Below are 24206 nucleotides of genomic sequence, written 5' to 3' on the forward strand. Positions count from 1 at the left end.
AGCACACGGCGGTGCCGCAACGTCAGGCCGGATGGTGCTGCTGCGGAAACAGGGCGACGTCAGCCTGATCGTTGCTCGGCTGCGATGCGGGCAAGTCATTCCTGAAAACTTCTCGCGCTGCGCGTTGTCATGCCCGACCCGAATCGCTGATTCGGAGACCCTCACTCCACCGTCACCGACTTCGCCAGATTCCTCGGCTTATCAATATCTGTCCCCCGTGCCAGCGCAGCGTGATACGCGAGCAGTTGCATCGGCACCGTATGCAGAATCGGCGAAAGCGGCCCGTAGTACTCATTGAGCCGAATCACCTCGATCCCCTCGCTGGGCACCAAACCGCAGTCCACATCCGCAAACACAAAAAGCTTGCCATTCCGCGCACTGACCTCATGCATGTTCGACCGTAGCTTTTCGAGCAGCATGTCGTTCGGCGCGACCGCAATCACCGGCATTTCGTTGCTGACGAGCGCCAGCGGCCCATGCTTCAGCTCCCCTGCTGGATACGCCTCCGCGTGAATATACGAAATCTCCTTCATCTTCAGCGCGCCCTCTAGCGCGATCGGATAATGCATCCCGCGCCCGAGAAACAGCATGTTGTCGCGTCGCGCGAGCAACTCTGACCACGCCATGATCTGAGGCTCCAGCGCGAGCACCTTCGACATCGCATCGGGCAGATGCCGCAGCGCACGCAGATGTTCCTTCTCCTCGTCGTCGCTTAACCGCCCGCGCACCTGCGCAAGCGACAACGTCAGCAGAAACAACGCAACGAGTTGCGTCGTAAAAGCCTTCGTCGAAGCCACCCCGATCTCGATCCCCGCACGTGTCACGAACTGCAGCGCACATTCGCGCATCAACGCACTCGTCGCGACGTTGCAGATCGCGAGCGTATGCATCATCCCGATACGCTTGGCGACATGCACCGCACCGAGCACGTCGGCCGTCTCGCCGCTTTGCGACACTGCGACGACCAACGTGCGCGGATTCGGCACACTGTCGCGATACCGGAACTCGCTGGCAATTTCCACGCTGGCCGGCAGCTTCGCGATGCTCTCGATCCAGTATTTCGCCGTGAGCGCCGCGTGATAGCTACCACCACACGCGAGCAACAAAACCGAATCGACGTCATTGAAAACCCGCCACGCACCGTCACCGAACAACTCCGGCATGATCGAAGACACATCGAGCAACGTATCGGCCACTGCCTGCGGCTGCTCGAAAATCTCCTTCTGCATGTAGTAGCGATACGACCCGAGATCGGCCGCACCGCTATGCGCGGCGACCCGTTGCACCGCGCGCTCGACGCGCTGGCCGGCCGCGTCGACGATCCAGTAGCGATGCAGCTGGATATCGGCAACGTCGCCGTTCTCGAGGTAAGCGATCCGATCGGTGATCCCCGACAGCGCAATCGCATCGGACGCCAGAAAATTCTCGCCTTCACCGACGCCAACGACGAGCGGCATCCCGTCGCGCGCGCCGACGATCCGGTGCGGCTCGTCGCGACACATCACCGCGATCGCATAGCTGCCGCGCAGTCGCGCGACCGCGCGCCGCACCGCCTCGAACAGATCGCCGTCATACAGGTGGTCGATCAGGTGCGCGATCGCCTCGCTGTCGGTCTGGCTCGCGAACGCGTAGCCATGCGCCTGCAATTCCGCGCGCAGTTGATCGCAGTTCTCGATGATCCCGTTGTGCGACAGCGCGATGCGCGCATTGGCGTCGCTCGGCGAGAAGTGCGGATGCGCGTTGAGCGTGACGGGCGCGCCATGCGTGGCCCAGCGCGTATGCGCAATGCCGGTGTAGCCCGACAGCGCTTGCTCGGCGATCTCGCGCTGCAGGTTCGCGACGCGGTCGACGCTGCGGGCGCGCGCCAGCGCCCGGTCGCGGTAGACCACGACGCCGCACGAATCGTAGCCGCGGTATTCGAGCCGTTTCAGCCCGTCGACCAGGTTCGGCAGGATGTCCCGCTGGGCAACCGCCCCGACAATTCCACACATATCGCGCTCCGTAAATGTCCTGTCTGGATCAGTGAGAGCGATGGTAGAGCGGCCTAAATGGAATTTAATTTCAAAATACAAGTACAAATGAAATGAATGGCAGATCGTCTATCATGTTGAAATTAAATTTCACGTCCTGACTGGAAGGAGCCGCCGATGGCCGGCATCACCCTCGACGATCTCGACCTGCGCATCCTCGCGATCCTGCAGGACGACGCGTCGGTGTCGAACCTGCAACTGGCCGAGCGCGCGCTGTCGTCGCCGCCCACCTGCATGCGCCGCGTGCGGCGGCTGATGGAGGCCGGCGTGATCCGCCGGCAGGTCGCGGTGCTCGATCCGGTGGCGATCGGCACGGCCGTCACCGCGCTGATCGAGATCAGCCTCGACCGGCAGACAGCCGAAGACTACGACGCGTTCGAAGCGTACGTGTGCGCGGAGCCGGCCGTCACGCAGTGCTATCGCGTGTCGCCGGGGCCGGATTTCGTCGTGGTGGCCGATCTGGCCGACGTCGCCGAATACGACGAATTCGCGCGACGCTTGTTCACCGGCGCGTCGAACGTCCGCAACGTGCGGACGTTCTTCTCGACACATCGCGCGAAATTCGAAGCGAACGCGCGGGTTGCGCATGCGATGCGCAAGCGCGCGTAGTGCGATCACGCAGTCGCGTCGGCCACGTCCACCAGTTGCAGCGGCTTGCCGTACCCGAAGCAATGCGCGGGGTCCGGGAACACACGCTGCCGCACGTCGTGTGCGTACTGACGAATCGCATCGCGCATCACCGCATTCGCATCGGCGTAACGCTTCACGAAGCGCGGCGTGTATGCATCGAATGCGCCGATCATGTCCTCGGTCACGAGCACCTGCCCGTCGCACGCGGGCGATGCGCCGATGCCGATGGTCGGGATCGTCAGAGTTTCGGTGATATGGCGCGCGAGCGCTTCGGCAGTGCCTTCGACGACAACGCTGAACGCGCCGGCCCGTTCGGCCGAGCACGCGGCGTCGAACACCTGCGCGGCCGAACGCGGGTCCATGCCCTGCGCGCGGAAGCCGCCCGTCGCGTTGGCCTGCTGCGGCATGAGGCCGACGTGCGCCATCACCGGGATACCGCGCTCGGTCAGGAAGCGGATCGTGTCGGCCATTTCGCTGCCGCCTTCGAGCTTCACGGCCTGCGCGCCGGTTTCGGCGAGCAGGCGCGCGGCGGAGCGATACGCTTGCGCGGGCGATTCCTGGTAGGTCGAGAACGGCAGGTCGACGACGACGCACGCCTGCGCGGCGCCGCGCACGACGGCTGCACCGTGTGCAATCATCATGTCGAGCGTGACGCGCAGCGTATCGGGCATCCCGTACAGCACCATGCCGACGGAGTCGCCGACGATGATCACGTCGGCCACCTCGTCGACCAGCTTCGCCATCGGTGCGGAATACGCGGTCAGCGACACGAGGCTGCCGATGCCCTTGGTCGATCGGATCGCGGTGACGGTCTTGCGGGTGGTGCGGGTATGAGCGCTCATGAACGGAAGCCGTGTGAAAGAAGAGCCGCCACGGTAGCATCGCGCTCGTTCGTGCAATGACCTTCGGAGGACGTCTTATGTTGCTGGCGGGACAACCGGGTGACCCTTACGCGGTGCCGCCGATGGCGCGCCTGCCGAGGCCGTTGTACGTGCGTGCGTTCGAGATTCCCGGCAACGCGAATGTCGACGCGCATAGTCATCCATGGGCGCAGCTGATGTATGCGACGAGCGGCGTGCTCGAGGTGTCGACGCCGTCGGGCCGTCACCTGCTGCCGCCGCACTATGCGATGTGGATTCCGCCGCACGTGCCGCATGCGGTGTCGACGCGCGATTGCGTCGCGTTCCACAGCCTGTATCTCGATGCAGCGATCGCGCGCGACGACGTGCACGACGATTGCGCGATCCTCAGCATGACGCCGCTACTGCGCGAGCTGGTGATCGCCACGGCCGACTTGCCGGTGAACTACGACGAGACCGGGCCGGACGGTGCGCTCGTCTGCCTGATCGCCGACCGGATCGCGCGGATGCGACAGGCGCCGCTGACGGTACCGCTGCCGCGCGATCCGCGTCTGCTGAAAATCGCGCGTGCGTTGCATGCGTTTCCCGGCGATACGCGCAGTCTCGACGATTGGGGGCATCAGGTCGGCGCGACGCGGCGCACGCTGTCGCGGCTGTTCCGGCAGGACACGGGGCTGTCGTTCACCGAATGGCGGCAGGCGGTGCGGCTGCTTGCGTCGCTGCCGCTGCTCGATGCCGGCGAGCCGATCGGCGCGGTGGCCGCGCAACTGGGCTACGACTCGACGTCGTCGTTCATCGCGCTGTTCCAGGCGAAATTCCGCGTGACGCCCGGCGCGTATGCGAAGCGTGAAGCGCGCCGGCCTGTGCTGAGCGCGTGACGCGGTCGCTTGACGCTACTCAGAACGCGAGCGCCTGCTGCACCGGATGATGAGCACCGCGCTCGAACCCCGCGCCTTCGAGCGACAGCAGCGCGCGCTTGCGATCGATGCCGCCCGCATAGCCGGTCAGGCTGCCCGACGCACCGACCACGCGATGGCACGGCACCATGATCGACACCGGGTTCCGGCCGACCGCACCGCCCACGGCGCGCGCGCCGCTCATCGGCAACCCGACGCGCTCGGTGATCTCGCCGTACGTCACGAGTTCGCCGAACGGAATCGCGAGCAACTCCTTCCAGACCCGTCGCTGAAACGCCGTGCCGCGCAAGTGGATCGGCACCGAGAACGTCTCGCGCGTGCCGGTGAAGTATTCGGCGACTTCTTCCGCGACCTGGCGCGCAAGCGGCGACATCGCGCGCGCGTCCGCTTCGGTCACGATCGCAACCGGCGGGAAGTATTTCTGGCCGACGAAGTAGAGGCCCGTCAGCGCATCGTCCTCGATGCGCACGGCGATGTCGCCCAGCGGGCTCGGAATCAGGTGAGCGGGAGTCATCGCAACACATCTCCATGAAGGCGCCACACGTGCAGTGCGGCATACGCGCGCCACGGCGCCCAGCGCGCCGCATGTGGCGCAGATGAGGGCATACGGGCGCGTTCGGTGCGGGCGGGAAGCCACGCGTCGTCGGCCGGGAACGCATTCGGCCAGGCCATCGCGCGCATCGCGACGTATTGCACCGCGCGTTCGTCGAAGCCGGGCAGCGCGCGCAGCGCGGCCAGCGTCGCGTCGAGCGGCGCTACCTGTTCGAGCGCGAGCGTGCCGTCGCCGACTGCGCGGGCGAGCGACACGATCGCCTGGGCGGCGTCGCGCGCGATGCCGATCGTTTCAAGGGCGGAAGGCGGCAGGGCGGCCAGCGTCGCGGCGGAAGGCAGCGCGTGCGCGAGGCCCGGCGGCGCGCCTTCCACCGATGAGCCGAAACGTTCGGCGATGCGCGCCAGCACCGGCGTGCCCGCATGCGCTGCCGCCAGCCGTTCGCCCACGATCGCACGGATCGCAATCTCGACGCCGTCGAACGCGCCCGGTACACGCAGGCCCGGCGCGCCGCTCGCGAGTTCGCCGAGATGCGCGTCGATTACGTCGGGACGGCTGTCGAGATCGAACAGCCGCCGCACGCGCGCGAGCACGGCCGGTACGACCGGCGTCAGCGCGGGCGATACGGTGACGGCCAGCGCGAAGCGCTGCGGTACGTGCGTGACGGACAGCCAGCCGGCGACGCGCCCGTTCTCGCCGTTGCCGTTCCGGTTCGGCATGTCGACGACACGCGCATAACCCTGCGCATCGATCCGCTCGACCCCATCGATCTGCCGCTGCGCGAGAAAGCGCATCAGGTCGTCCCACGCGAACGGCGGCCGGTACGCCAGCGGAAACGTCATGTCGCCATCGGACGATGCACGGGCCCCTTTGCGCAGCCGCAATGGATTGAGGCCGTAACGCTGCAGGAACAGGTCGTTGAAGCGCCGCACGCTGCCGAACCCGGCCGTCGACGCGACGACGGCCACCGGCAGCGCGGTATCGGTCAGCAGCCGCTTGGCCATCAGCAGCCGGTGCGTTTGCGCGAACTCGACCGGCGACACGCCGAACTGCGCGCCGAAGATCCGTCGCAGATGGCGCTCGGTCACCCCGACACGCTGTGCGAGCGCGTCGACGGAATGGGTGTTCAGAAAACCGTCCTCGATCAGCGTGGCGGCCGCGTCGGCGAGATTGCCGGACAGGTCGAGCAGCCCGTGGCCGGGCGCGAGCTCCGGGCGGCAGCGCATGCAGGGTCGAAAGCCGGCTTTCTCGGCGGCCGCGGCGGTCGGGTAGTAGCTGCAGTTCTGCGCCTTCGGCGGCTTCACTGGGCAGACGGGGCGGCAATACACACCGGTCGTCGCCACGCCGACGAAGAACCAGCCGTCGAAGCGGCGGTTCCGCGAAAGCAGGGCGTCGTAGCAGGTGTCGGGATCGAGGCGCATGGGGCGACTGTAAACCATCCCGGCCGCCGGTTCTGGCTGGAATCGGACATGTGTATCGGTTGCCGCACCCGTGGGCGCCCGTCAAGAAAATCCGGGAAAAACGGTTAATGCCACGCGGCGAAACAGTCGTCTCTTTTGCCACGACCAATTTGAGATGACTCATCGAAATCCCCGACTGACAGGGCGCCGGCACACGCCCTATCCTTTGAAAAACGTTTTCCAGATTGATCGGCGGAATCGGCCGCGCGCGACAGCGCGCAACCGTCCGCCCCGGCGCCGGTCGCCGGTCAACGAACATCGTGCGGCGCGACGGGCGCGGCCGCGTATCGGAGACATTCATGCAATCTGCCGTCGTCGGCGCCGTGCGCGCTGCCGCCAGCCGCTACCGCTGGACCGTCTGTGCGCTGCTGTTTTTCGCGACCGTGATCAACTACATGGATCGGCAGATCCTCGGCCTGCTCGCGCCGATGCTCCAGCACGACATCGGCTGGAGCCAGGTGCAGTACGGCCGCATCGTGATGGCGTTTTCCGCGTTCTATGCGCTCGGCCTGCTCGGCTTCGGGCGCATCGTCGACCGGCTCGGCACGCGCATTTCGTATGCGCTGGCGATGCTGGTGTGGAGTATCGCCGCGATGCTGCACGCGGCGGTCGGCTCGGTGATGGGCTTCGCGTTCGTGCGCGCGCTGCTCGGGATCGGCGAGGGCGGCAACTTCCCGGCCGCGATCAAGACGACGGCCGAATGGTTCCCGCGCCGCGAACGCGCGCTTGCCACCGGCATCTTCAACTCGGGCGCGAACATCGGCGCGGTGTTCGCGCCGGCGATCATCCCGGCGATCGCGGTGGCCTACGGCTGGCGCGCGGCGTTCGTGATCATCGGCGCGATCGGCCTCGTGTGGCTCGCGGTGTGGCTCGTGTTCTATCGCCAGGCCGATACGCGCGCGCTCGCCGCGGAGTACGACGAGCCGCGCGACGAGGCCGAAGCGCTCGACGCGGCGAACGCGAACGCCGGTGCGCCGCGCTGGGGCGAGCTGATCCGCAAGCGCGAGACGTGGGCGTTCCTGATCGGCAAGTTCCTGACCGACCCGGTGTGGTGGTTCTACCTGTTCTGGCTGCCGAAGTGGCTCAACGAATCGCGCGGGATGGACATGCAGCACATCGGCCTGCCGCTCGTCTGCATCTATGCACTGACGACGGTCGGCAGCATCGGCGGCGGCTGGCTGTCGTCGATGCTGCTGCGCGCGGGCTGGAGCGTGAACGGCGCGCGCAAGACGGCGATGCTGATCTGTGCGTGCTGCGTGCTGCCGATCGCATTCGTGTCGCAGGTGCAGAGCCTGTGGGCTGCGGTGCTGATCGTCGGCCTCGCCGCCGCCGCGCACCAGGGCTGGTCGGCGAACCTGTTCACGACGGCATCCGACCTGTTCCCGCGCCGCGCGGTCGCGTCGGTGGTCGGCATCGGCGGGATGGCCGGTTCGATCGGCGGCGTGCTGTTCTCGGAAGTGATCGGCCAGGTGCTGCAGCGCACGGGCCACTACTGGGTGCTGTTCGCGATCGGCGCGTCGGCCTACCTGATCGCGTTGGGCGTGATGCACATGCTCACGCCGAAGATGAAGCCCGCGCAGCTCGACGCGTGACGCGGCGATCGCTTAGTCGCTCAATCGTGTAATCGCCTGTCTGCAAACGAACGCGCCGCCCTTGGGCGGCGCGTTTTCTTTTGAAGGCTCGAAGCGGGGAACTCAGCCGACCGCGGCCGTCGACGCGCGCATGATCAGCCGCGGCTCGAACGTCGAATAGCTCGCATCGGTGCGCCCCGCGAGCGCGTCGATCAGCTTCTGCATCGCGAGCTCGCCCATGTTCTCGCTCTGGATGTCGACGGTCGTCAGCGCAGGCGCCGCATATTCGCCGTACGGCACGTTGTCGATGCCCGCGACCGACACATCCTGCGGCAGCCGGAAGCCGAGCGACGCGGCTTCCTTCATGAAGCCGAGCGCGATCAGGTCGTTGTAGCAGATCACGGCCTGCGGGCGCTGCGGCCCGAGCATCACGCGCGAGCACGCGCGTTCGCCGGCTTCGGCGGTCGGCGCATGCGCATCGTGCACGTCGAGCGTGAGCCCGGCTTCCGCGAGGCAGTCGCGCGCGCCCTGGATCCGCTCGTCGTTCACGCGCGCGGTGCCGAAGCCGAGATACGCGATGCGCGTGTGGCCGAGATTGAGCAGGTGGCGCGCGAGCATGTAGGTCGACAGCCGGTTGTCGATGCCGACGCTCGGAATCGGCAGGCCGGGGCTGCGACGCAGCAGCACGAGCGGTTTGTTGAGGTCGAGCATCCAGCCGGCTTCTTCATCCGGCATCCGCGTGCTGACGATCAGCCCGTCGACGCGCTGCGCGAGCGCTTCGATCAGCGAGCGTTCGCGCGTCTGGTTCTCCTCGGTATCGACGAGCAGCAGCGTGTAGTCATGCTGTAGCGCGACGCGGTTCGCGCCCTTCACCACGTTCGTGAAGTGCGGGTTGCTGATGTCGAGGATCACGAGGCCGATGGTGCGCGTGCGCCCGGTGATCATCGAGCGCGCGAGCGGGTTCGACCGGTAGCCGAGACGCTCGATCGATTCCTTGAGCCGTGCCTCGACGGTCGGCGAGAAGCGCTGCGTGCCGTTCACGTACTTCGATACCGTCGCGACCGACACGCCGGCTTCCGCCGCCACGTCGCGGATCGTCGGGGAAACTTTTTTCATCGGAAGGGTAACGTTTTCGTTCGATAACGCCGGATTGTGGCAGAAAAAGGGCGCGCGCGGCCACGCGGCGATATCGGGAAAGTGCGGATGGCTGCGAACGGGTTCGGCCATTGACGTTCGGCGACGCTCCCGCGTATAGTTGGAAAACGTTTTCCGATTCGGTCAGATTTCAGGTCAGATTCAAGGAGATTCAATGAACGCCTCATCCACCGGCACGCGCAAACCGTTCGGGCGCCTGCTGCTGACGGGCGCGGCCGGCAACCTCGGCCGCCAGTTGCGCGGCGCGCTCGCCGACTGGGCCGACGTCGTGCGCGTCAGCGACATCGCGACGCTCGGCGACGCGGCCGCGCATGAAGAAACCCGCGTCGTCGATCTGGCCGACCGGGCCGCGGTGATGCAGCTCGTCGACGGCGTGGACGCGATCGTCCATCTCGGCGGCATTTCGGTCGATGCGCCGTTCGACGATCTCGTCGGCGCGAACATCACCGGCACGTACAACCTGTACGAAGCCGCGCGCAAGCACGGCGTGAAGCGCGTCGTGTTCGCGAGCTCGAATCATGCGATCGGTTTCCATCCGGTCACGGAAGTGCTCGACGCCGATTCGCCGCTGCGTCCCGACAGCCTGTACGGCGTGACGAAGTGCTTCGGCGAATCGCTGTCGCGTTACTACTTCGACCGCTTCGGGATCGAGACGGTGTGCCTGCGGATCGGCTCATCGTTCGAAGTGCCAAAGAATCCGCGCATGCTCGTGACGTTCCTCAGCTATCGCGACTTCATCGAGCTGGTGCGCTGTTCGTTGCTGACGAACCGCGTCGGGCACGCGATCGTGTACGGCGCGTCGGACAACCCGGTGAAGTGGTGGGACAACACGAAGGCCGGCTTTCTCGGCTTCCGCCCGCGCGACAGCTCCGAGCAGTTCGCCGGGTTGTTCCCGGTGACGGCGCCGACCGCCGACTACGACGATCCCGCGCAGCGGTTCCAGGGCGGCGGGTTCGTCGTCGGCGAGCCGATGGAGCGCAACGCGTCGTAAGCGCCGCCGGCGTGGCCGATCAGCGCAGGATGTCGGTCGCCTTGTGCGGTTCGTCGACGCCGTCGATCAGGATCAGCGGGCCGCTCGCATGTCGGGCGCGCAGCGGCTGGATCTGCCGGTACGCAGCCGATTCGTACCACGTGCGTGCCGTGTCGAGATCGGGAAACGCGATCGCGATCAGGTCGCCGCGCCATACGCCTTCGCGTACTTCCGGCCGCGCGCCGTGAATCACGAAATGGCCGTCGAACGGCGCAAGCGTGCCGTCGATGCGTTCGAGGTACTCGACGATGTCGTCGCACATCTCGACGTCGTGCAGGTGGGCGATGGCGTACGCGGTCATGGTGGGCTCCCTGGCGTGATGCGGTTCGTGCGTCGATGGAGCCATGATCGCGGCGCGGGCGGCGCGCGTCGATTACCTGCGACGTAATCAAAGCTGCACGGCCGGGGAAGGGCACCCGCGCGTGCCGACAGCCACATCGCGCGTGCAGCACGGTACCGCTTACCCGCCTGCATCGTCAGCCGTGACGCCGCGTTGCAGTCAATGCGGCTTGCTGCAAACCGGATCGGTGTCGCGCCGCTCCACCGAATCGCACCAGTAACGCGGCCGCCATGCTTCGAACGTGACGGCTTTCGCCGCATTGGCGCGCGTGACGCGCACCGGGTCGGCCTTCAGCGCATCGCCGTCCGGGGCGTCGTTGAGGCGCCAGTTCCGCATGACCTCGCGGTGGAACACCCACGTGCGATGGGCGGCGTCGTAGCGAAACGTCACGCGGTCGCGCCAGTGGCTCGGCCCCGCGAAGACACCCTGTTCGACCGTGAAGGTGCGGGGTTCGATCGTGAGCGCGTTGTCGGCCACGCCGTCCAGATACGGGTCGCCCATCCCGCCTTCGTCGGCTTTCATGATCACGGCGTCGTTGCGCGCCGCCAGCCGATAGTGCCCGTCCTTGCCCGGCAGGAAGATCAGCAGCGGACGCAGCGACGCGTTGCGCATCGAATCGTCGGGCTGATGCGCGACGACGACATAGCCGATGCGGGCGCCGTCGGTCAGGCGCCCCGATGCGGCATCCAGCGCTTCGTAGCCGGCGGGAAGCTGCGCGACGATGTCGCCTGGAAGGCCGGCGGTGTCCGGGCAGCGGATCGAAGCCGGCGTGTCGCCGCAGGTCGCGGCGAAGGTGCTGCCGATGCCGAACGTCAGCAGCGCGGCGACGAGGCATCCTTTGATGCGGGGGATCGTCATGCGGATCGGGACTTGATGAGGATGAGGTCGCGCGGCGGAAGCCGACGGGCACGCGTCGTCTTGTCTCGCCACGGCGCAGGTTGTGTGTGCGTCAGGTGACGCAGTGTAGCCAGTCATGCGCGCTTGCGCGTCGGCCGCGGGACGGGCACGGGCACCGGTGCCGGCGGCTCGTCGGCCTGCGCGCACAGCCGGTCGAGCATCCGTTGCGCGGCGCCCGCGCAATCCTCGCCCGCCGGCTTGTTCTCGATCTCGTCGATCAGCACCTGCAGATGTTGCCGGTTCTGCGCGAGACGCCGTTCGAGCAGCGCGATTTCATCGACCTTGTGCCGCAGCGCGACCAGCAGTTCGTCGCGCGGCCACGCGCCGAGATCGGGCGGCAGCACTGCGCGGATTTCGTCGAGCGCAAAGCCCGCGCGCTGCGCGCGGTCGATGATCGCGAGCCGCGTCAACGCTTCCGACCCGTATTCCCGATAGCCGTTTGCCTGCCGACGGGCCGGTTCGAGCAGACCGCTCGCTTCGTAGAAGCGGATGCGCGACGCCGCGATGCCGCTGGCGCGCGCCAGTTCGCCGATTTTCATGCTGTGCTCCAAAGGGGCTTGACCTTAAAGTTGACTTTAAAGTTATCGTTGGGCATCGTCAATCGAGGGTGCCCTCCATGAACCTGTTTACACCGCTGACACTGCCCAACGGGGCGGTGATTCCGAACCGTCTGGCCAAGGCCGCGATGGAAGAGAACATGGCCGATGCGAACCACGCACCGTCCGACGCGTTGCTGCGCCTGTACCAGGCGTGGGCCGATGGCCAGGTCGGCCTGATCCTGACCGGCAACGTGATGGTGGACGGCCGCGCGATGACGGGGCCGAACGGCGTCGTGCTCGAGAGCGATGCGCATCTCGACCGCTTCCGCCGCTGGGCGCAGGTGGCGGGCTCGGGCGGCGCGCACGTGTGGATGCAGATCAATCACCCGGGGCGCCAGATGCAGGCGGCGCTTGGCCAGACGACGCTCGCGCCGTCGGCCGTGCCGCTCGCGCTCGGTGCGTTGTCGAAGCAGTTCCCGGTGCCGAAGGAGATGACGCAAGCCGATATCGCCGATGTGCAGCAGCGCTTCGTGCGCGCGGCGCAGCTCGCGGAGCGGAGCGGCTTCACCGGCGTGGAGATTCACGCGGCGCACGGCTATCTGCTGAGCCAGTTCCTGTCGCCGCTGACGAACCGCCGGCAGGATCAATGGGGCGGCAGCATCGAGAATCGCGCACGCCTGTTGCTCGATATCGTGCGGGACGTGCGCGCGACGGTGTCGCCGGCATTTGCCGTCGCGGTCAAGCTGAACTCGGCCGATTTCCAGCGCGGCGGCTTCAGCGCGGACGATGCGAAGCGCGTGGTCGAACTGCTGAATCCGCTCGGCGTCGATCTCGTCGAACTGTCGGGCGGCAGCTATGAAGTGCCGGCGATGCAGGGCGAGGCACGCGACGGGCGCACGCTGGCCCGAGAAGCGTATTTCCTCGAATTCGCGCGCGACATCACGGACGTCGCACGGATGCCGCTGATGGTCACGGGCGGCATCCGGCGCCGCGCGGTTGCCGAGCAGGTGGTCGACAGCGGCGTGGCGATGGTCGGCATCGCGACCGCGCTGTCCATCGAACCGAACCTGCCGCGCGACTGGCGAGCCGGCAAGGACAGCGCGCCGGTGCTGGAACCGATTCGCTGGAAGAACAAGGCGCTGGGCGCGCTGGCGAACATGGCCGTCGTCAAGTTCCAGCTGACGCGGCTCAGCGAAGGCCGCCGCACGCACCCGCAGGTGTCGCCGCTGCGCGCGCTGGTCAGGCAGCAAATGGCCGCGCAGTGCCAGACGCGGCGCTACCGGAAGTGGATGGCGGGGCGCGCGGCAGGCACGCGTGCGTGACGTGTGCGCGCGGGGCTGCATCGACCGCCCCGCACGGATCGGCCCGCCGCATGGCGGGTCGTTTCAAGGCTCGATTCTTTCGGATTGCTTTCCGAAATATCGAGCCTGTTTACTGCATTATTCAGGCACCTGAGCGCGATTTCAGCGTGGCATAATCCACCACCTTCATCGCCAGCCATCCTCGTCGCGCGTCATGCATGTCGCCCGTTTCCGCAAGCCCGGCAGCCTGATCGGATTGATCGCAATCCTGATGATGGCGCTCGCCCCTGCGGTCTCGCAGATGATGGCGTCGCGTCACCGGCTCGTCGATGCGCTGGCCGTCTATTGCACGGCGAGCGTCGAAGAGGCGGTGGTCGTGCACGACGACGGCAAGCCCGCACATGGCGTCCACGCGCACTGGCAAGCTTGTCCCTATTGCAGCTTCGTTGCCCACGCCGTCGCACTGCCGGGCCATTCCGTCTCCTTCGCCGTGCCGCGTCGGGATTCGCAGCGGCCGATCGTGTCGGCATCGATTCCGGCCCGCATCCGTCTCGTCCATACCGTCGCGCAATCGCGCGCGCCGCCTGCGTTCTCCTGAGTTCGTCTGATTTTCCTGCCTGACACGCCGCCGCTTCGCGCTCGGAGCGAGCGGCCGTTCGTCGCGCGCGTGCGCGACGGCATCGAACGACAACCGGAGAACACACCACATGCCCCGCTTTACCGAACGGCACGCGCCCCGCGCATGCGCCGCGCTGCTGGCCGCCTTTGCCGGCCTGTCCCATGTTTCTTTAGCGAACGCGCACGCCGTGGTCGGCGATCGCGTCTTTCCTGCGACGATGACCGTGGACGACCCCGGTGTCGGCGACGAATTCGACACACAGTTCGGTCACATCAAGTCCTCCGACGACAGCGGCAACAGCTTCAACGTCAATACCGTGTCGTACGAGTGGGACAAGCTGATCACGAAGAACCTCGCGTTCAGCGTCGCCAGCCAGTACGTGTCGCAGAACGTCCCGGACGGCGGCTCCGCGAAGGGCTGGGACAACGTGACGCTCGGCGTGAAGTACCTCGCCTACACGAACGCCCCGCACGAATTCATGGCGTCAGTCGGCCTGAAAACCCAGATCGGCGGCACCGGCGCGAAATCGATCGCGAATCCATACTCGACCTTCACGCCGGCCGTCTACGTCGGCAAGGGCTTCGGCGATCTGCCCGCGTCGCTCGGCTACCTGCGCCCGCTCGCGCTGACGGCCGAGCTCGGGCCGAACCTGACCACCGCGTCGTCCGACCAGGGGCCGAATTCGCTCGGCTGGGGCGTGACGCTGCAATACAGCATCCCGTACCTGCAGCAGCAGGTGAAGAACCTCGGCCTGCCGCAACCGCTCAGTAACATGATCTTCGTCGTCGAGGCGCCGATGAGTACCTGCACCGCGGGCGCGTGTTCGGGGCAGACGACGGGGACGCTCAACCCGGGTGTCCTGTGGCTCAATCGCTACGGGCAATTCGGTGTCGAAGCGCAGATTCCGGTCAACCGGGCAAGCGGCCATCATGTCGGTGTGCTCTTCGATGCGCATCTGTATTTCGACGACCTGTTCCCCGGCTCGCTCGGCAAGCCGCTCTTCTGATCGACGGAGACTCGACATGACTGTCCAGACCACGCTGCGCGCTGCCGCCGCCGCGCTGTTGCTCGCCGGCGCACAGCTCGCGCACGCGCACGCCTATCCGACCCACCAGGCACCGTCCGCGGGCGAAACCGTGACCGGCTCGCCGAAGACGGTCGCGATCGATTTCGACGACGGGCTCGAACCCGCGTTCAGCTCGATCGCCGTCACCGATGCGCAGGGTCACGCCGTCACGAACGGTAAAGCCGAAGTCGACGCGTCGAACCGCAAGCACATGTCCGTCGCGCTGAACCCGCTGACGCCGGGCGTCTACACGGTGGCATGGGTGGCCGTCGCGCTCGACGGTCACCGCACGCAGGGGCACTACGCGTTCACGGTGAAGTGACGGCAAGCGCGCTCGTCGACGCGCAGAGCGCGCTGGCGGCCGGGCAGGGCCTCCTGTTTGCCGTCGCGACCGGCGCGTTCGCCGTCGTGCTTGTCACGGAGTGCTACGACGTGCAGCGGGATACGGCGCTGACCGGGGCGCGGCTGCTCGGGCCGGGGTAGGTCCGCGTGCTCGCGGCCCCGCTCGCGTGCGCGCCGCTGCTCGGCGGCTGGAACCGGATGGTCGTGCTGCCTGCGCTGCATATGCGCGCTGAACAGCACGATCCCGGTTGTCCCGCCGCGCAGCGGCACTTCGACGCAGTGCTCTGCGCCGAGGCCGCCGTCATGTTCGCGGCGCTCGTGCTCGCCGCAGTGCTCGGCCAGACAGCGCCGACCGCCGGCTCGCCCTGAGGCGGCGTCCGTGGCCGCACCCAGCCGGGGCCTCGCGCCGGGGCCTGCCTCACAGTCATTGCACCTCGCGGTCGAACAGGTTCGGGCCGACCTTCGCGTCGTGATTGTCCCCGGCCACTTATAATGAGAACGATTTTCATTTTTCTTCCGTAGCGTTCTCCCCGCCATGCGCCTCTCGAATCTGACCCAACACACGCCGGCCTTGGTCGACCATGTCGACGACGCGCGGCCCGACGACCCCATCGCCCAGCGCCTGCGCGATCTCGGCTTCGTGCGCGGCGAGCCGGTACGCGTCGTGGCGCGCGGGCCGTGGGGCGCCGATCCGCTGCTGATCCAGGTCGGCTCGACCCGCTTCGCGCTGCGCCGCGCCGAAGCGGAGCGTGTCAGCGTGAGCGTGCAGGAGGGCGGCCAGTCATGAGCGCCACGGCATTGCGTATTGCGCTGGTCGGCAACCCCAATTGCGGCAAGACCGCGCTGTTCAACCAGCTGACCGGCGGCCGGCAGAAGGTCGCGAACTATGCCGGCGTCACCGTCGAGCGCAAGGTGGGACGTTTTGTCGGGCCGTCGGGCCGGCAGATCCAGGTGCTCGACCTGCCGGGCGCGTACAGCTTCGATTCGACGAGCCCCGACGAGCGCATCACGCGCGATGTGCTGCTCGGCCGTCACCCGGGCGAAGCGCCGCCCGATCTCGTGGTGTGCGTGGCGGATGCGACCAACCTGCGCCTGCACCTGCGCTTCGTGCTCGAAGTGCAGCGCCTCGGCCGGCCGGTCGTGCTGGCGCTGAACATGATGGACGCGGCCGAACGCCGCGGCATCAGGATCGACGTCGACGTGCTGGCGCGGGAGCTGGGCGTGCAGATCGTGCAGACGGTGGCCGTGCGGCGCGGCGGCGCGAGCCGGCTCGTCGACGTGCTCGACCGCGCCGTCGCGAACCCGCCCGCGGCACCGGCTGGCCAGCCGGCCTCGGTCGACGCGGCCGATCCCGATGCGATCCACACGCGCGTGCGCGCGCTGCTCGCGGCCGCCGTCGTGATGCCGCGCGCCACCGACATCCGCGACGATCGAATCGATCGCTGGGCGCTGCATCCGGTGTTCGGGCTCGTGATTCTCGCGGCCGTGATGTTCCTGGTGTTCCAGGCCGTGTATTCGATCGGCAAGCCGATTACCGACGCGATCGGCGACGGCTTCGGGTGGCTCGGCACACTGGCTGGCGCGCACCTGCCGGACGGGCCGCTGCGCGGCCTCGTCACCGACGGGCTGATCGGCGGCCTCGGCACCGTGCTCGGCTTTCTGCCGGAAATCCTGGTGCTGTTCCTGTTCATCCTGGTGCTGGAGGAGTCGGGCTACCTGCCGCGTGCCGCGTTCCTGCTCGACCGGATGATGGTGTCGGTCGGGCTCACCGGCCGCTCGTTCATTCCGCTGCTGTCGAGCTTCGCGTGTGCGATTCCCGGCGTGCTCGGCACCCGCAGCATCACCGACCCGCGCGACCGGCTCGCGACCATCCTCGTCGCGCCGCTGATGACATGCTCGGCGCGCCTGCCGGTGTACGCGCTGCTGATCGGCGCGTTCATCCCGTCGCAGCGCGTGCTGGGCATCTTCAACCTGCAGGGCGTCGTGCTGTTCGTGCTGTACGCGGCAGGCATCGGCGGCGCGATGCTGGTGGGCTGGATCATGAAGAAGGTGCGCGGCCCGCAGGGCGAGCACGCGTTGCTGATGGAGCTGCCGTCGTATCGCCTGCCGCGCCTGCGTGACGTGGCGATCGGCCTGTGGGAGCGCGGCTCGATCTTCATGAAGCGGCTGACCGGCGTGATTCTCGCGCTGACCGTGCTGATGTGGTTCATCTCGACGTTCCCGTCGCCGCCGGCCGGCGCGGTCGGCCCCGCGATCGACTATTCGTTCGCCGGCTACATGGGACGCGGCCTGCAATACGTGTTCGCTCCGCTCGGCTTCAACTGGCAGATCAGCCTGTCGCTGATCCCCGCGTTCGCCGCGCGCGAAACCGCTGTCGCGGCGCTTGCGACGGTCTACGCGGTGAGCGGCGGCGACGCCGACATCGCGAGCGTCGGCCACGCACTCGCCGCCAACTTCTCGGTCGCCAGCGCGCTGTCGCTGCTGGCCTGGTTTGCATTCGCGCCGCAATGCATGTCGACGCTCGCGGTGATTCGCCGCGAGACGGGTTCGTGGCGCAACGTCGCGATCTCGTTCAGCTACATGTTCGTAATGGCGTATGCCGCGTCGTTCGTCACCTACCAGATCGCGCGGGCGCTGACATGAGCGCGGCCCTTGCCTGGCAATACGCGGCGATCGCGGTGCTGGTCGCCGCCAGCGCGCTCTTCATGTTCCGCAAGCTCGCGCCGAAATTGGCGGCGCGCGGTCAGCGCGCCGCCGCGCTCGCCTTGTCTCGGCCGGGCCGGCCGCGCGCGCTGCGCTGGCTCGGCACGCGCCTGATGCCGGGCTCGGCGGCCGCGAGCGCCGGTTGCGGCGACGGCTGCAGCACCTGCGGCGCCTGCGACACCGGCGGCGCACCCGCGCCGTCGGACGAACAGCCGCTCAGGTTCCATTCGCGCGTGAGAGACTGAAGGGCGCGGCGAGGATCACGATAGCCCGGTCAGGCAACGGTCTGGCTATCGCATTCCTCGTCGAGTTCCGGCGGAGCCGGCCGTCGCGATAGCACGCGCAACGCGTCGGCTGCACGGCGGCCGCCTACCATTTGAACGCCTGCCACCGGTACGTATCGTCGAGCGACTCGATGACGAGCCGCTCGACCGGCACCGGCTTCACCGATCCGCACCACTCGAGCGGGTCGGCACCCTGCCGCACCCCCTCCGTGACGAGCGCGTCGCGCGCCGCATCATCGACACGCGCGCGCTGCCAGAGCGTCTGGTCGTGAAGCAGCTTCGTCGCATCGATTCCGAAGCGCACCAGCCCGCCGCCGGCCTGCCGCGTCTGCCACATCGTCAATGTCACGCGATCGCCGGTCACGGGATCGATCGCCCGCCGGTTGGCCATCTTCTCCCAGTGGGGATTGCGCGAGAACCAGGCGACGGGTTTCGCTTCGGGCGCCATGTCGAGCGCGTTCGGCATGATCACTTCGCTCATGATGATCGACTCGAAGTGCAGCATGACCGTGTAGTGCCACGCCATCGTAGCCATCCGGCATTCTCCTGTTTCGATTGAACGTGTCCGCGGGGCGACCCGGCCCGCCCGCTCGCTCGTCCGCCGCGGCGGATCGGCCGCGCGGGCGTGGGGCGGGGTCGCGCGGCGTCAGAACCGGTAGTTCGCGAGCACTTCGAGCCGCCGGTCGTTGCCGAGCAGGTACTGCGTCTCGTTGTAGTACGCGGACTGCACGAAGCGCCGGTTGAACACGTTGTAGGCGCGCGCGGTGATCGTCGTGTCCTTGCGCGGCTTCCACGCGAGGCCGAGGTCGACGGTGGTGTACGACGGCATCACGAGCTGGTTCGCGGTGTCGGCGAAGCGCTTGCCGACGTACTTGACGCCCGCGATGCCCGTCCAGTCCGGCGCGAAGCGCCAGCTCACCCACAGGTTCGCGAGCCGCTGCGGCACCGATATCGGCACGTTGCCCGCGCGCGAGACCGTCGTGCCGCCGGAGGTCTGCTGGAAGTCGTCATATTTCGCGCGCAGGATCGACACGTTCGCGTCGACGCGCCAGTCCTTCGCGATCTCCGCGCCGACCGTCGCCTCGAGCCCGCGCGACGACTGCTGGCCGACCTGGATCGACTGGTTCGGATTCAGCGGATCGGCCGTCAGGAGATTGCTCTTCACGATCCGGTAGGCGGCCAGCGTCCATTCCGCCTTGCCGCCGAGGAACGACTGCTTCACGCCGATCTCGATCTGCCGGCCGGTCGCGAGCGTGAAGTTCGCCTTCGACGCATTCAGCGACAGCAGCGAGCTGATCGGATCGGCCGCGACCGAATACTGGCCGTATACCGCGAGGCCGGGCTGCACGTCGTACACGGTGCCGATGCGCCAACCCGTGTTCGCGAACACCTTCGTGAACGCGCCACCGTTCACGAGATCGTCGCGGTTCACGCTCGCGTGGTCGTAGCGCAGCCCGCCGATCACCGACCAGCGCGGCGTGATCTCCAGCCGGTTCTCGGCGAACAGCGCGTACTGGTTCGACTGGCTGCGGTACTTCGGATAGGTGCCGGCCGTGTTGATGAAGCTGCCCGGATCGAAGTTGAACGGATCGACCGTCGACGTGCCCGAATACGGTGAGTCGTTGTCGTGCTGGAACGTCGTGTGATTGAACTCGAAGCCCGCCGAGAACGTGTTGCGCATCCCGAGCAGCGCGCTGCTCACGGTGGCCGCCGTCACGTTGCCGTACTGCTCCTGGTCGTGGAAGATCTCCGTGTAGCTGCTGCGCCGCACTTGCGCGGTCGACGGCAGGTACGTGTAGTACTCGGCATCCTTCCAGTGACGGTTGCTCTTCATCCGGTACAGCGTGCTCGTCACGTTCAGGCTGTCGCTCGGCTGCCAGTTCGCCGACACCGTCGCCCAGCTGTCGCGGAACGCGATGTCGCTGTCGCCGACGTTGTAGTTCTTCTTGTCGAGCGCGCGATCGCGTGCGCCGTTGACGAGCGGCACGCCGAAATACTGCATCGGATGCTGGAAGCCCTGCGCATACGACGCCGTCACGTACAAGTCGGCTGTCACGTCGTAGCGCAGCGCGCCGGAGATCGACAGGTTGCGCGAATTGCCGCGGTCGACCCAGTTCGACGAGCGGTTGCCGCTGATGTCGAAGCGGTACGACAGCTTGTCGTTGATCGCGCCGCCGCTGCCGAACGCGGCCCGCGCCGTGCCCTCGGTGCCGCCGCCGACCTGCAGCTCGTTCTGGATCGCGCCGCGCGTCGGCTTCTTCGGCACGATGTTGACGACACCGCCGATCGCGCCTTCGCCGTAGATCACCGAAGCCGGGCCACGCAGCACGTCGATATGGTCGACCGACCACGTGTCGAACGGAAAGGTGATGCCGATCGCGCCGTACGGGCGCAGGCCGTCATAGAGCTGCGTGACCGACGACGCGCCGACGAAGCCGCGCGCGCCGAGCTCCGAGCCGCCGTTGCCGGGATGCGGCGATGCGCTGATGCCGGTGGCGCGGCTCACCGCGTCGACGATCGAACTGTCGCCGCGCGTGTCGAGCGTCTTGCGGTCGAGCTGCTCGACGCTCGCGGGCGTTTCGAGCGACGACAGCCCGAGACGGCTGCCGGTGTCGAGCGGTTGCGTGAGCGGCGTCGCCTTCCGGGCGTTGACGCGAATCGGTGCGAGCGTGGTGCCGGTGCTTCCGGCGTCGCTTTCCTGTGCCTGCCCGGCCGGCGCGAAGGCCGCGAGCAACGCGGCGGGCAGCATCAATCTGAACTTCATGTTTCGTTATCCTTCGAATCGGTGGAATCGCTTCGCGATCACGCTGCCGCGCGTGCCGCACGGCCGAACAGCAGGCGGTCGACCAACCAGACCGCGACGATCGTCGCGCCCATCAGCGGAAAGACGACGCCAAGCAGCACGAGCCCCGAGATCCAGCCGCGCATCGGCGGCGCACCGCGCTCGCGCGACGGCGCGCCCAATTTGCGGGCCGGGCGGCGCTTCCACCACATCACGGTACCCGTGACGGCCATCGCGGCGAGCCCGAGCGACAGCACCGCGCAGACGATCTGGTTCGCCAACCCGAAGTAGCGGCCCATGTGCAGCGACGTGCCGTACGACACGGCCCGCGAGACCGCGCCGTAGTCCTCATAGCGGATGTCCTTCAGGACGGCCCCGCTGTACTGGTCGATGTAGATCGTCCGCTCGGCCTTCGGGTCGTCCGGGAAGTACGACGCGGTGAACACGCCGTCCGCGCCGGACGGCAGCGCGAGCGTGTAGCCGCTCGTCACGCCGAGGCCCGCGACGATCGCGATCGCGCGGGCCGGCGGCAGCGGTGCCGGCGTCGGTGCCGACGGCGAATGCGGGACGGGCACGTTGCCGACTGCCCACGGCGTTTGCGGCAACGGCAGGTCGTCCATCACCATTCCCGGCATCGATTCGCCGGATGCGTGGTGATGGCCGGCCGGCGCCGCGGCCTGGGCCGGCGCGGGCGCCGTAGCGGCACCCGGGCGGGTCGAGCGCACCGACCCGCCGCCCCATGCGCCTTCCGGCGCGCCGAGGTTCACGGTCGCGGCCAGCGCCTTGAAGTTCTTGCCCCACGAGCCCGACCACGGCAGCCCCGTCAGGATGAATGCCACCGTGCCGGCCGCGAGCCAGATGCCGGCCGTCGCGTGAATGTTCTTCCACAGCGGTCGGCCGCGCAGCGACAGGTCGGGGCGCAGCGCCTGCCCGACGCGCGCAGCGCCTCGTGGCCACCACAGCGCGATGCCGGTGCCGATCATCACGAAGGTCCAGCACGCGGCGAGCTCCATCAGCAGTTCGCCCGTCTTGCCGAGCAGCAGCTTGCGATGCAGCATCCGGTCGATCTGCATGAAGCGGTTCTCGACGCTCAGCGTGCCGAGCACGCTGCCGTCGTACGGGTTCACGTACACGCTCTCGCGGCTGCCGTCGCGCAGCCGGAACACGTATTCGGCGCTGCGGTCCGGCGCGGTCGAGACCTGCATGGAAACCGGCGTCGCGCCGGCCGGCATCGCGGTGCGCGCGTTCGCGAGCAGCGCGTCGGGATCGAGTCGCGGCGTGGCACGCGGCTCGACGACGAGCCGGTGCGGATACAGCAACGGCTCGATCTGCGGCTGGAAGCAATAGAGCGTTCCGGTGATCGCGAGGACCACCAGGAACGGCATGACGAACAGGCCGGCATAGAAGTGCCAGCGCCAGAGCGTCCGGTAGCCGGCGTGGGCGGATTGGGCGGATTGGGCGGGCGAGATGGCCCGCTCGACGGTGGTCGACATGGTGTCAGCTCCTCGTGTTCGTTGAGCGGCCACGCCGGCGCGGGCCGGCGGACGTCAACGTGCGTCGCGCCCGCCAGCGCGCATCGATGGAACGGGCGGCGCGGCGCCACGCGCAGGCGGGGCGCATGACGGCGTCGCCCGCGCGATGCGGGCAGGCGGGTGAACGCTTGAATCAGGTCGTATGAGACGAATGGCGTGCAGGCCCATGCACATCGACGTGCACGAGCCGCTGGGCGGAACCGTCAGCAGAACAGAGGAGGCGCGCGGGAAGGTGGGCGATCGTCGAAGATCGATCGCACGAAGGGAATACTGTCGAAGTGAATCCGGAAGCGCCGCGGCGCGGCGGCGGGAAACAGCAACACCAGCAATACGAACGACGCCAGCGCCGTGAACAGCGCGGCACCGAATGCGCACAGGCTGTCGCCGTTTCCGGACGATGCCGTGTTGTCGGCATGCGCGTCATGCTTGAGCGCATCGGCGAGCGCCAGCGCATCGTTGGCCGGTGTGATCGGCGCGCCGGCATCGAAACGGACTGCCAGCGCGGCCACGTTGACGATCAGCGGGCCGCGGCCCGAACACAGCACCACCGAGCCCGCATCCGGACCTTCCGGATCGAGCATCACGGCACCCGACATCAGCGCACGGGACAGCAGCGTCACGAGGAGGAATCCCCACAGAAGCTGTCGCGCGACACCGTGCCGGAGCAGGAAGCGGCGAAGTGCGTTCATGGCGCGCGATTGTACCTCCGTTTGCGGGGCGGGGCCGGTCGTCACGCTGATGCGCGGCATCGGCCCGGCGTGCTGTAGCAGCCGAACGGGCGTGTCGGCGGCGGCTAGTCGGAACTGCACGATTCGCTGCCGGGCGGCGCGTTCGCCGGGCCGTACGACCAGGTGCCGTCCGCGCGGGCGGTCAGCACGTTGCCCGAGCGCCGGTCGTAGAGGTGCCACTGTTCGTCCGCCGGGTCGTCACCGTAGGGCCAGGTCGTCAACTGGCCGCCGAGGTCGAAGTCGAACGCCCACGAACCCGGCTGGGCACGCGGCGCGACCGATTGCAGGATCTGCCCGTCGAGACGTTGCGCGGCAGCCGCGATGTCGCCGGACCGGGATTCGCTGTGCGCGAGCTCGTGACCGTCGAGCGCGATCGACCAATGGCAGTAGCAGATCCACAGATGCCCGTTGCCGGTGACCGTCACGTGCCGCGACGCGAGCCTGTCGCGTGCCGCCGCGGACAGGCCGCGCGAGCCGGCGATCGGCTCCCTGACATGCAGCGCGGGTTGCCCGAATTCGAACGTGAGAAAGCTGCCCTGGCCTTTCGTCACGGACCAGGCCGGGGTTTCGCAGATGGCCGGCCAGATCCGGTCGAAGTCGGCAGCGTTCACGGCGTGCGTCTCACCTCGGCGAAACCGGCCTCGGCGTCATCCGCGCTGGCGTCATCGTCGGCCAGCAGATCGGAGAGGTCGGCCGGCGACAAGCGCAGCATCGTGCGCTCGACGTCGTGATCGTAGCGGCGGTCGTTCGGGTCGTGATGCTTCTGCGCCTTGCGCCCGTAGCGCTTCATGAACACGCCGAGTGCGCCGGCCAGCCGGGATTTCCGGTTCCTGATGCTCATGCGGCGAGGTCATCGGGCATGCGCGCGGA

General features: G+C 67.8%; 27 protein-coding genes. 13 read left to right on the forward strand and 14 right to left on the reverse strand.

The features are described 5' to 3' along the window. Positions 1–161: 161 nt before the first annotated feature. A complete protein-coding gene (gene glmS / locus QZM67_RS13525; protein ID WP_301803869.1) occupies positions 162–1991 on the reverse strand; it encodes a glutamine--fructose-6-phosphate transaminase (isomerizing) in 1830 nt (609 codons plus the stop codon). A gap of 156 nt (positions 1992–2147) precedes the next feature. Here glmS and QZM67_RS13530 point away from each other — a divergent pair, with 156 nt between their 5' ends. After that, positions 2148–2639, forward strand: a complete 492-nt coding sequence (locus QZM67_RS13530) for an Lrp/AsnC family transcriptional regulator (RefSeq protein ID WP_301803871.1) — start codon at positions 2148–2150, stop codon at positions 2637–2639. A 5-nt stretch (positions 2640–2644) separates the two neighbouring features. Here the strand turns inward: QZM67_RS13530 and panB are convergent, their stop codons facing one another. After that, complete coding sequence (gene panB, locus QZM67_RS13535; RefSeq protein WP_301803874.1) at positions 2645–3502, reverse strand: 3-methyl-2-oxobutanoate hydroxymethyltransferase; 858 nt, start codon at positions 3500–3502, stop codon at positions 2645–2647. A 77-nt stretch (positions 3503–3579) separates the two neighbouring features. Between panB and QZM67_RS13540 the strand changes: the two genes are divergently transcribed. Further along, positions 3580–4398, forward strand: coding sequence for a helix-turn-helix domain-containing protein (locus QZM67_RS13540; RefSeq protein ID WP_301803877.1), 819 nt, complete (start codon positions 3580–3582; stop codon positions 4396–4398). Between the two features lie 19 nt (positions 4399–4417). Here QZM67_RS13540 and QZM67_RS13545 read toward each other — a convergent pair whose 3' ends face one another. Together QZM67_RS13545 and QZM67_RS13550 are read right to left on the reverse strand one after the other, a co-directional pair. Beyond that, the gene (locus QZM67_RS13545) at positions 4418–4951 is read right to left on the reverse strand and encodes a methylated-DNA--[protein]-cysteine S-methyltransferase (protein ID WP_301803880.1); all 534 of its coding nucleotides are present in this window, start codon (positions 4949–4951) and stop codon (positions 4418–4420) included. After that, entirely contained in the window at positions 4948–6426 is a 1479-nt protein-coding gene (locus tag QZM67_RS13550) for a DNA-3-methyladenine glycosylase 2 family protein (protein ID WP_301803883.1), read from the reverse strand. The genes QZM67_RS13545 and QZM67_RS13550 overlap by 4 nt, the downstream gene beginning before the upstream one ends. A 320-nt stretch (positions 6427–6746) precedes the next feature. Here QZM67_RS13550 and QZM67_RS13555 point away from each other — a divergent pair, with 320 nt between their 5' ends. Then, entirely contained in the window at positions 6747–8039 is a 1293-nt protein-coding gene (locus QZM67_RS13555) for an MFS transporter (protein WP_089453766.1), read from the forward strand. 102 nt (positions 8040–8141) lie between these two features. Here the strand turns inward: QZM67_RS13555 and QZM67_RS13560 are convergent, their stop codons facing one another. Then, positions 8142–9245: a LacI family DNA-binding transcriptional regulator gene (locus QZM67_RS13560; RefSeq protein WP_301803887.1), complete on the reverse strand. Its 1104-nt coding sequence runs from the start codon at positions 9243–9245 to the stop codon at positions 8142–8144. An 82-nt stretch (positions 9246–9327) separates the two neighbouring features. On the opposite strand from QZM67_RS13560, the gene QZM67_RS13565 reads away from it, so the two are divergent. Beyond that, positions 9328–10164, forward strand: coding sequence for an NAD(P)-dependent oxidoreductase (locus tag QZM67_RS13565; protein WP_043178578.1), 837 nt, complete (start codon positions 9328–9330; stop codon positions 10162–10164). 19 nt (positions 10165–10183) lie between these two features. Here QZM67_RS13565 and QZM67_RS13570 read toward each other — a convergent pair whose 3' ends face one another. The 3 genes from QZM67_RS13570 to QZM67_RS13580 form a co-directional block, all read right to left on the reverse strand. Continuing rightward, positions 10184–10504, reverse strand: a complete 321-nt coding sequence (locus QZM67_RS13570) for a DUF1330 domain-containing protein (RefSeq protein WP_301803890.1) — start codon at positions 10502–10504, stop codon at positions 10184–10186. 198 nt (positions 10505–10702) lie between these two features. Further along, positions 10703–11401: a hypothetical protein gene (locus QZM67_RS13575; RefSeq protein WP_301803893.1), complete on the reverse strand. Its 699-nt coding sequence runs from the start codon at positions 11399–11401 to the stop codon at positions 10703–10705. Positions 11402–11514: 113 nt separating this feature from the next. Then, positions 11515–11979, reverse strand: a complete 465-nt coding sequence (locus tag QZM67_RS13580; protein WP_175022382.1) for a MerR family transcriptional regulator — start codon at positions 11977–11979, stop codon at positions 11515–11517. A 77-nt stretch (positions 11980–12056) separates the two neighbouring features. Here QZM67_RS13580 and QZM67_RS13585 point away from each other — a divergent pair, with 77 nt between their 5' ends. The 9 genes from QZM67_RS13585 to QZM67_RS13625 all read left to right on the forward strand — a co-directional run bounded on the left by QZM67_RS13585 (position 12057) and on the right by QZM67_RS13625 (position 18255). Then, complete coding sequence (locus QZM67_RS13585) at positions 12057–13301, forward strand: NADH:flavin oxidoreductase/NADH oxidase family protein (RefSeq protein WP_301803896.1); 1245 nt, start codon at positions 12057–12059, stop codon at positions 13299–13301. A gap of 193 nt (positions 13302–13494) precedes the next feature. After that, positions 13495–13878 carry a DUF2946 domain-containing protein gene (locus tag QZM67_RS13590; RefSeq protein ID WP_301803898.1) on the forward strand — a complete coding sequence of 128 codons (384 nt, stop codon included), beginning with the start codon at positions 13495–13497 and terminating at the stop codon, positions 13876–13878. 109 nt (positions 13879–13987) lie between these two features. Next, on the forward strand, positions 13988–14905 hold the full coding sequence (locus QZM67_RS13595) for a hypothetical protein (protein ID WP_301803899.1): 918 nt from the start codon (positions 13988–13990) through the stop codon (positions 14903–14905). A gap of 16 nt (positions 14906–14921) precedes the next feature. Next, positions 14922–15287, forward strand: coding sequence for a copper resistance protein CopC (locus tag QZM67_RS13600; protein ID WP_043178564.1), 366 nt, complete (start codon positions 14922–14924; stop codon positions 15285–15287). Next, complete coding sequence (locus tag QZM67_RS13605) at positions 15284–15448, forward strand: hypothetical protein (RefSeq protein WP_301803903.1); 165 nt, start codon at positions 15284–15286, stop codon at positions 15446–15448. Before QZM67_RS13600 ends, QZM67_RS13605 begins: the two co-directional genes overlap by 4 nt. Positions 15449–15454: 6 nt before the next feature. Beyond that, the gene (locus QZM67_RS13610) at positions 15455–15676 is read left to right on the forward strand and encodes a hypothetical protein (protein WP_301803905.1); all 222 of its coding nucleotides are present in this window, start codon (positions 15455–15457) and stop codon (positions 15674–15676) included. A 166-nt stretch (positions 15677–15842) separates the two neighbouring features. Then, on the forward strand, positions 15843–16094 hold the full coding sequence (locus tag QZM67_RS13615) for a FeoA family protein (protein WP_031402528.1): 252 nt from the start codon (positions 15843–15845) through the stop codon (positions 16092–16094). After that, a complete protein-coding gene (locus QZM67_RS13620) occupies positions 16091–17950 on the forward strand; it encodes a ferrous iron transporter B (protein ID WP_301803907.1) in 1860 nt (619 codons plus the stop codon). Before QZM67_RS13615 ends, QZM67_RS13620 begins: the two co-directional genes overlap by 4 nt. Next, positions 17947–18255 (forward strand): DUF6587 family protein, encoded by a 309-nt coding sequence (locus QZM67_RS13625; protein ID WP_301803909.1) that lies wholly within the window; start codon positions 17947–17949, stop codon positions 18253–18255. The genes QZM67_RS13620 and QZM67_RS13625 overlap by 4 nt, the downstream gene beginning before the upstream one ends. Positions 18256–18379: 124 nt before the next feature. Here QZM67_RS13625 and QZM67_RS13630 read toward each other — a convergent pair whose 3' ends face one another. The 6 genes from QZM67_RS13630 to QZM67_RS13655 form a co-directional block, all read right to left on the reverse strand. Then, on the reverse strand, positions 18380–18829 hold the full coding sequence (locus QZM67_RS13630; protein WP_175022377.1) for a hypothetical protein: 450 nt from the start codon (positions 18827–18829) through the stop codon (positions 18380–18382). Between the two features lie 111 nt (positions 18830–18940). Then, positions 18941–21058: a TonB-dependent siderophore receptor gene (locus QZM67_RS13635; protein WP_301803912.1), complete on the reverse strand. Its 2118-nt coding sequence runs from the start codon at positions 21056–21058 to the stop codon at positions 18941–18943. Positions 21059–21096: 38 nt separating this feature from the next. Continuing rightward, entirely contained in the window at positions 21097–22569 is a 1473-nt protein-coding gene (locus tag QZM67_RS13640) for a PepSY domain-containing protein (RefSeq protein ID WP_301803914.1), read from the reverse strand. A gap of 242 nt (positions 22570–22811) precedes the next feature. After that, entirely contained in the window at positions 22812–23297 is a 486-nt protein-coding gene (locus QZM67_RS13645; RefSeq protein ID WP_175022374.1) for a hypothetical protein, read from the reverse strand. Positions 23298–23401: 104 nt separating this feature from the next. Then, the gene (locus tag QZM67_RS13650; protein WP_301803917.1) at positions 23402–23947 is read right to left on the reverse strand and encodes a hypothetical protein; all 546 of its coding nucleotides are present in this window, start codon (positions 23945–23947) and stop codon (positions 23402–23404) included. Next, complete coding sequence (locus QZM67_RS13655; RefSeq protein WP_301803918.1) at positions 23944–24177, reverse strand: hypothetical protein; 234 nt, start codon at positions 24175–24177, stop codon at positions 23944–23946. Before QZM67_RS13655 ends, QZM67_RS13650 begins: the two co-directional genes overlap by 4 nt. Positions 24178–24206: the final 29 nt, after the last annotated feature.

Source organism: Burkholderia sp. AU45251 (assembly GCF_030482905.1).
GTDB lineage: Bacteria > Pseudomonadota > Gammaproteobacteria > Burkholderiales > Burkholderiaceae > Burkholderia > Burkholderia aenigmatica.

Bases quoted from the DNA above. Each gene is read 5' to 3' on its own strand.
- QZM67_RS13655 (WP_301803918.1), bottom strand. From the start codon at position 24,177: ATGAGCATCAGGAACCGGAAATCCCGGCTGGCCGGCGCACTCGGCGTG.
- QZM67_RS13645 (WP_175022374.1), bottom strand. From the start codon at position 23,297: ATGAACGCACTTCGCCGCTTCCTGCTCCGGCACGGTGTCGCGCGACAG.
- glmS (WP_301803869.1), bottom strand. From the start codon at position 1,991: ATGTGTGGAATTGTCGGGGCGGTTGCCCAGCGGGACATCCTGCCGAAC.
- QZM67_RS13600 (WP_043178564.1), top strand. From the start codon at position 14,922: ATGACTGTCCAGACCACGCTGCGCGCTGCCGCCGCCGCGCTGTTGCTC.
- QZM67_RS13540 (WP_301803877.1), top strand. From the start codon at position 3,580: ATGTTGCTGGCGGGACAACCGGGTGACCCTTACGCGGTGCCGCCGATG.
- QZM67_RS13550 (WP_301803883.1), bottom strand. From the start codon at position 6,426: ATGGTTTACAGTCGCCCCATGCGCCTCGATCCCGACACCTGCTACGAC.
- QZM67_RS13590 (WP_301803898.1), top strand. From the start codon at position 13,495: ATGCATGTCGCCCGTTTCCGCAAGCCCGGCAGCCTGATCGGATTGATC.
- QZM67_RS13595 (WP_301803899.1), top strand. From the start codon at position 13,988: ATGCCCCGCTTTACCGAACGGCACGCGCCCCGCGCATGCGCCGCGCTG.
- QZM67_RS13640 (WP_301803914.1), bottom strand. From the start codon at position 22,569: ATGTCGACCACCGTCGAGCGGGCCATCTCGCCCGCCCAATCCGCCCAA.
- QZM67_RS13635 (WP_301803912.1), bottom strand. From the start codon at position 21,058: ATGAAGTTCAGATTGATGCTGCCCGCCGCGTTGCTCGCGGCCTTCGCG.
- QZM67_RS13575 (WP_301803893.1), bottom strand. From the start codon at position 11,401: ATGACGATCCCCCGCATCAAAGGATGCCTCGTCGCCGCGCTGCTGACG.
- QZM67_RS13630 (WP_175022377.1), bottom strand. From the start codon at position 18,829: ATGGCTACGATGGCGTGGCACTACACGGTCATGCTGCACTTCGAGTCG.
- QZM67_RS13625 (WP_301803909.1), top strand. From the start codon at position 17,947: ATGAGCGCGGCCCTTGCCTGGCAATACGCGGCGATCGCGGTGCTGGTC.
- panB (WP_301803874.1), bottom strand. From the start codon at position 3,502: ATGAGCGCTCATACCCGCACCACCCGCAAGACCGTCACCGCGATCCGA.
- QZM67_RS13620 (WP_301803907.1), top strand. From the start codon at position 16,091: ATGAGCGCCACGGCATTGCGTATTGCGCTGGTCGGCAACCCCAATTGC.
- QZM67_RS13545 (WP_301803880.1), bottom strand. From the start codon at position 4,951: ATGACTCCCGCTCACCTGATTCCGAGCCCGCTGGGCGACATCGCCGTG.
- QZM67_RS13570 (WP_301803890.1), bottom strand. From the start codon at position 10,504: ATGACCGCGTACGCCATCGCCCACCTGCACGACGTCGAGATGTGCGAC.
- QZM67_RS13560 (WP_301803887.1), bottom strand. From the start codon at position 9,245: ATGGCCGAACCCGTTCGCAGCCATCCGCACTTTCCCGATATCGCCGCG.
- QZM67_RS13615 (WP_031402528.1), top strand. From the start codon at position 15,843: ATGCGCCTCTCGAATCTGACCCAACACACGCCGGCCTTGGTCGACCAT.
- QZM67_RS13580 (WP_175022382.1), bottom strand. From the start codon at position 11,979: ATGAAAATCGGCGAACTGGCGCGCGCCAGCGGCATCGCGGCGTCGCGC.
- QZM67_RS13555 (WP_089453766.1), top strand. From the start codon at position 6,747: ATGCAATCTGCCGTCGTCGGCGCCGTGCGCGCTGCCGCCAGCCGCTAC.
- QZM67_RS13565 (WP_043178578.1), top strand. From the start codon at position 9,328: ATGAACGCCTCATCCACCGGCACGCGCAAACCGTTCGGGCGCCTGCTG.
- QZM67_RS13585 (WP_301803896.1), top strand. From the start codon at position 12,057: ATGAACCTGTTTACACCGCTGACACTGCCCAACGGGGCGGTGATTCCG.
- QZM67_RS13530 (WP_301803871.1), top strand. From the start codon at position 2,148: ATGGCCGGCATCACCCTCGACGATCTCGACCTGCGCATCCTCGCGATC.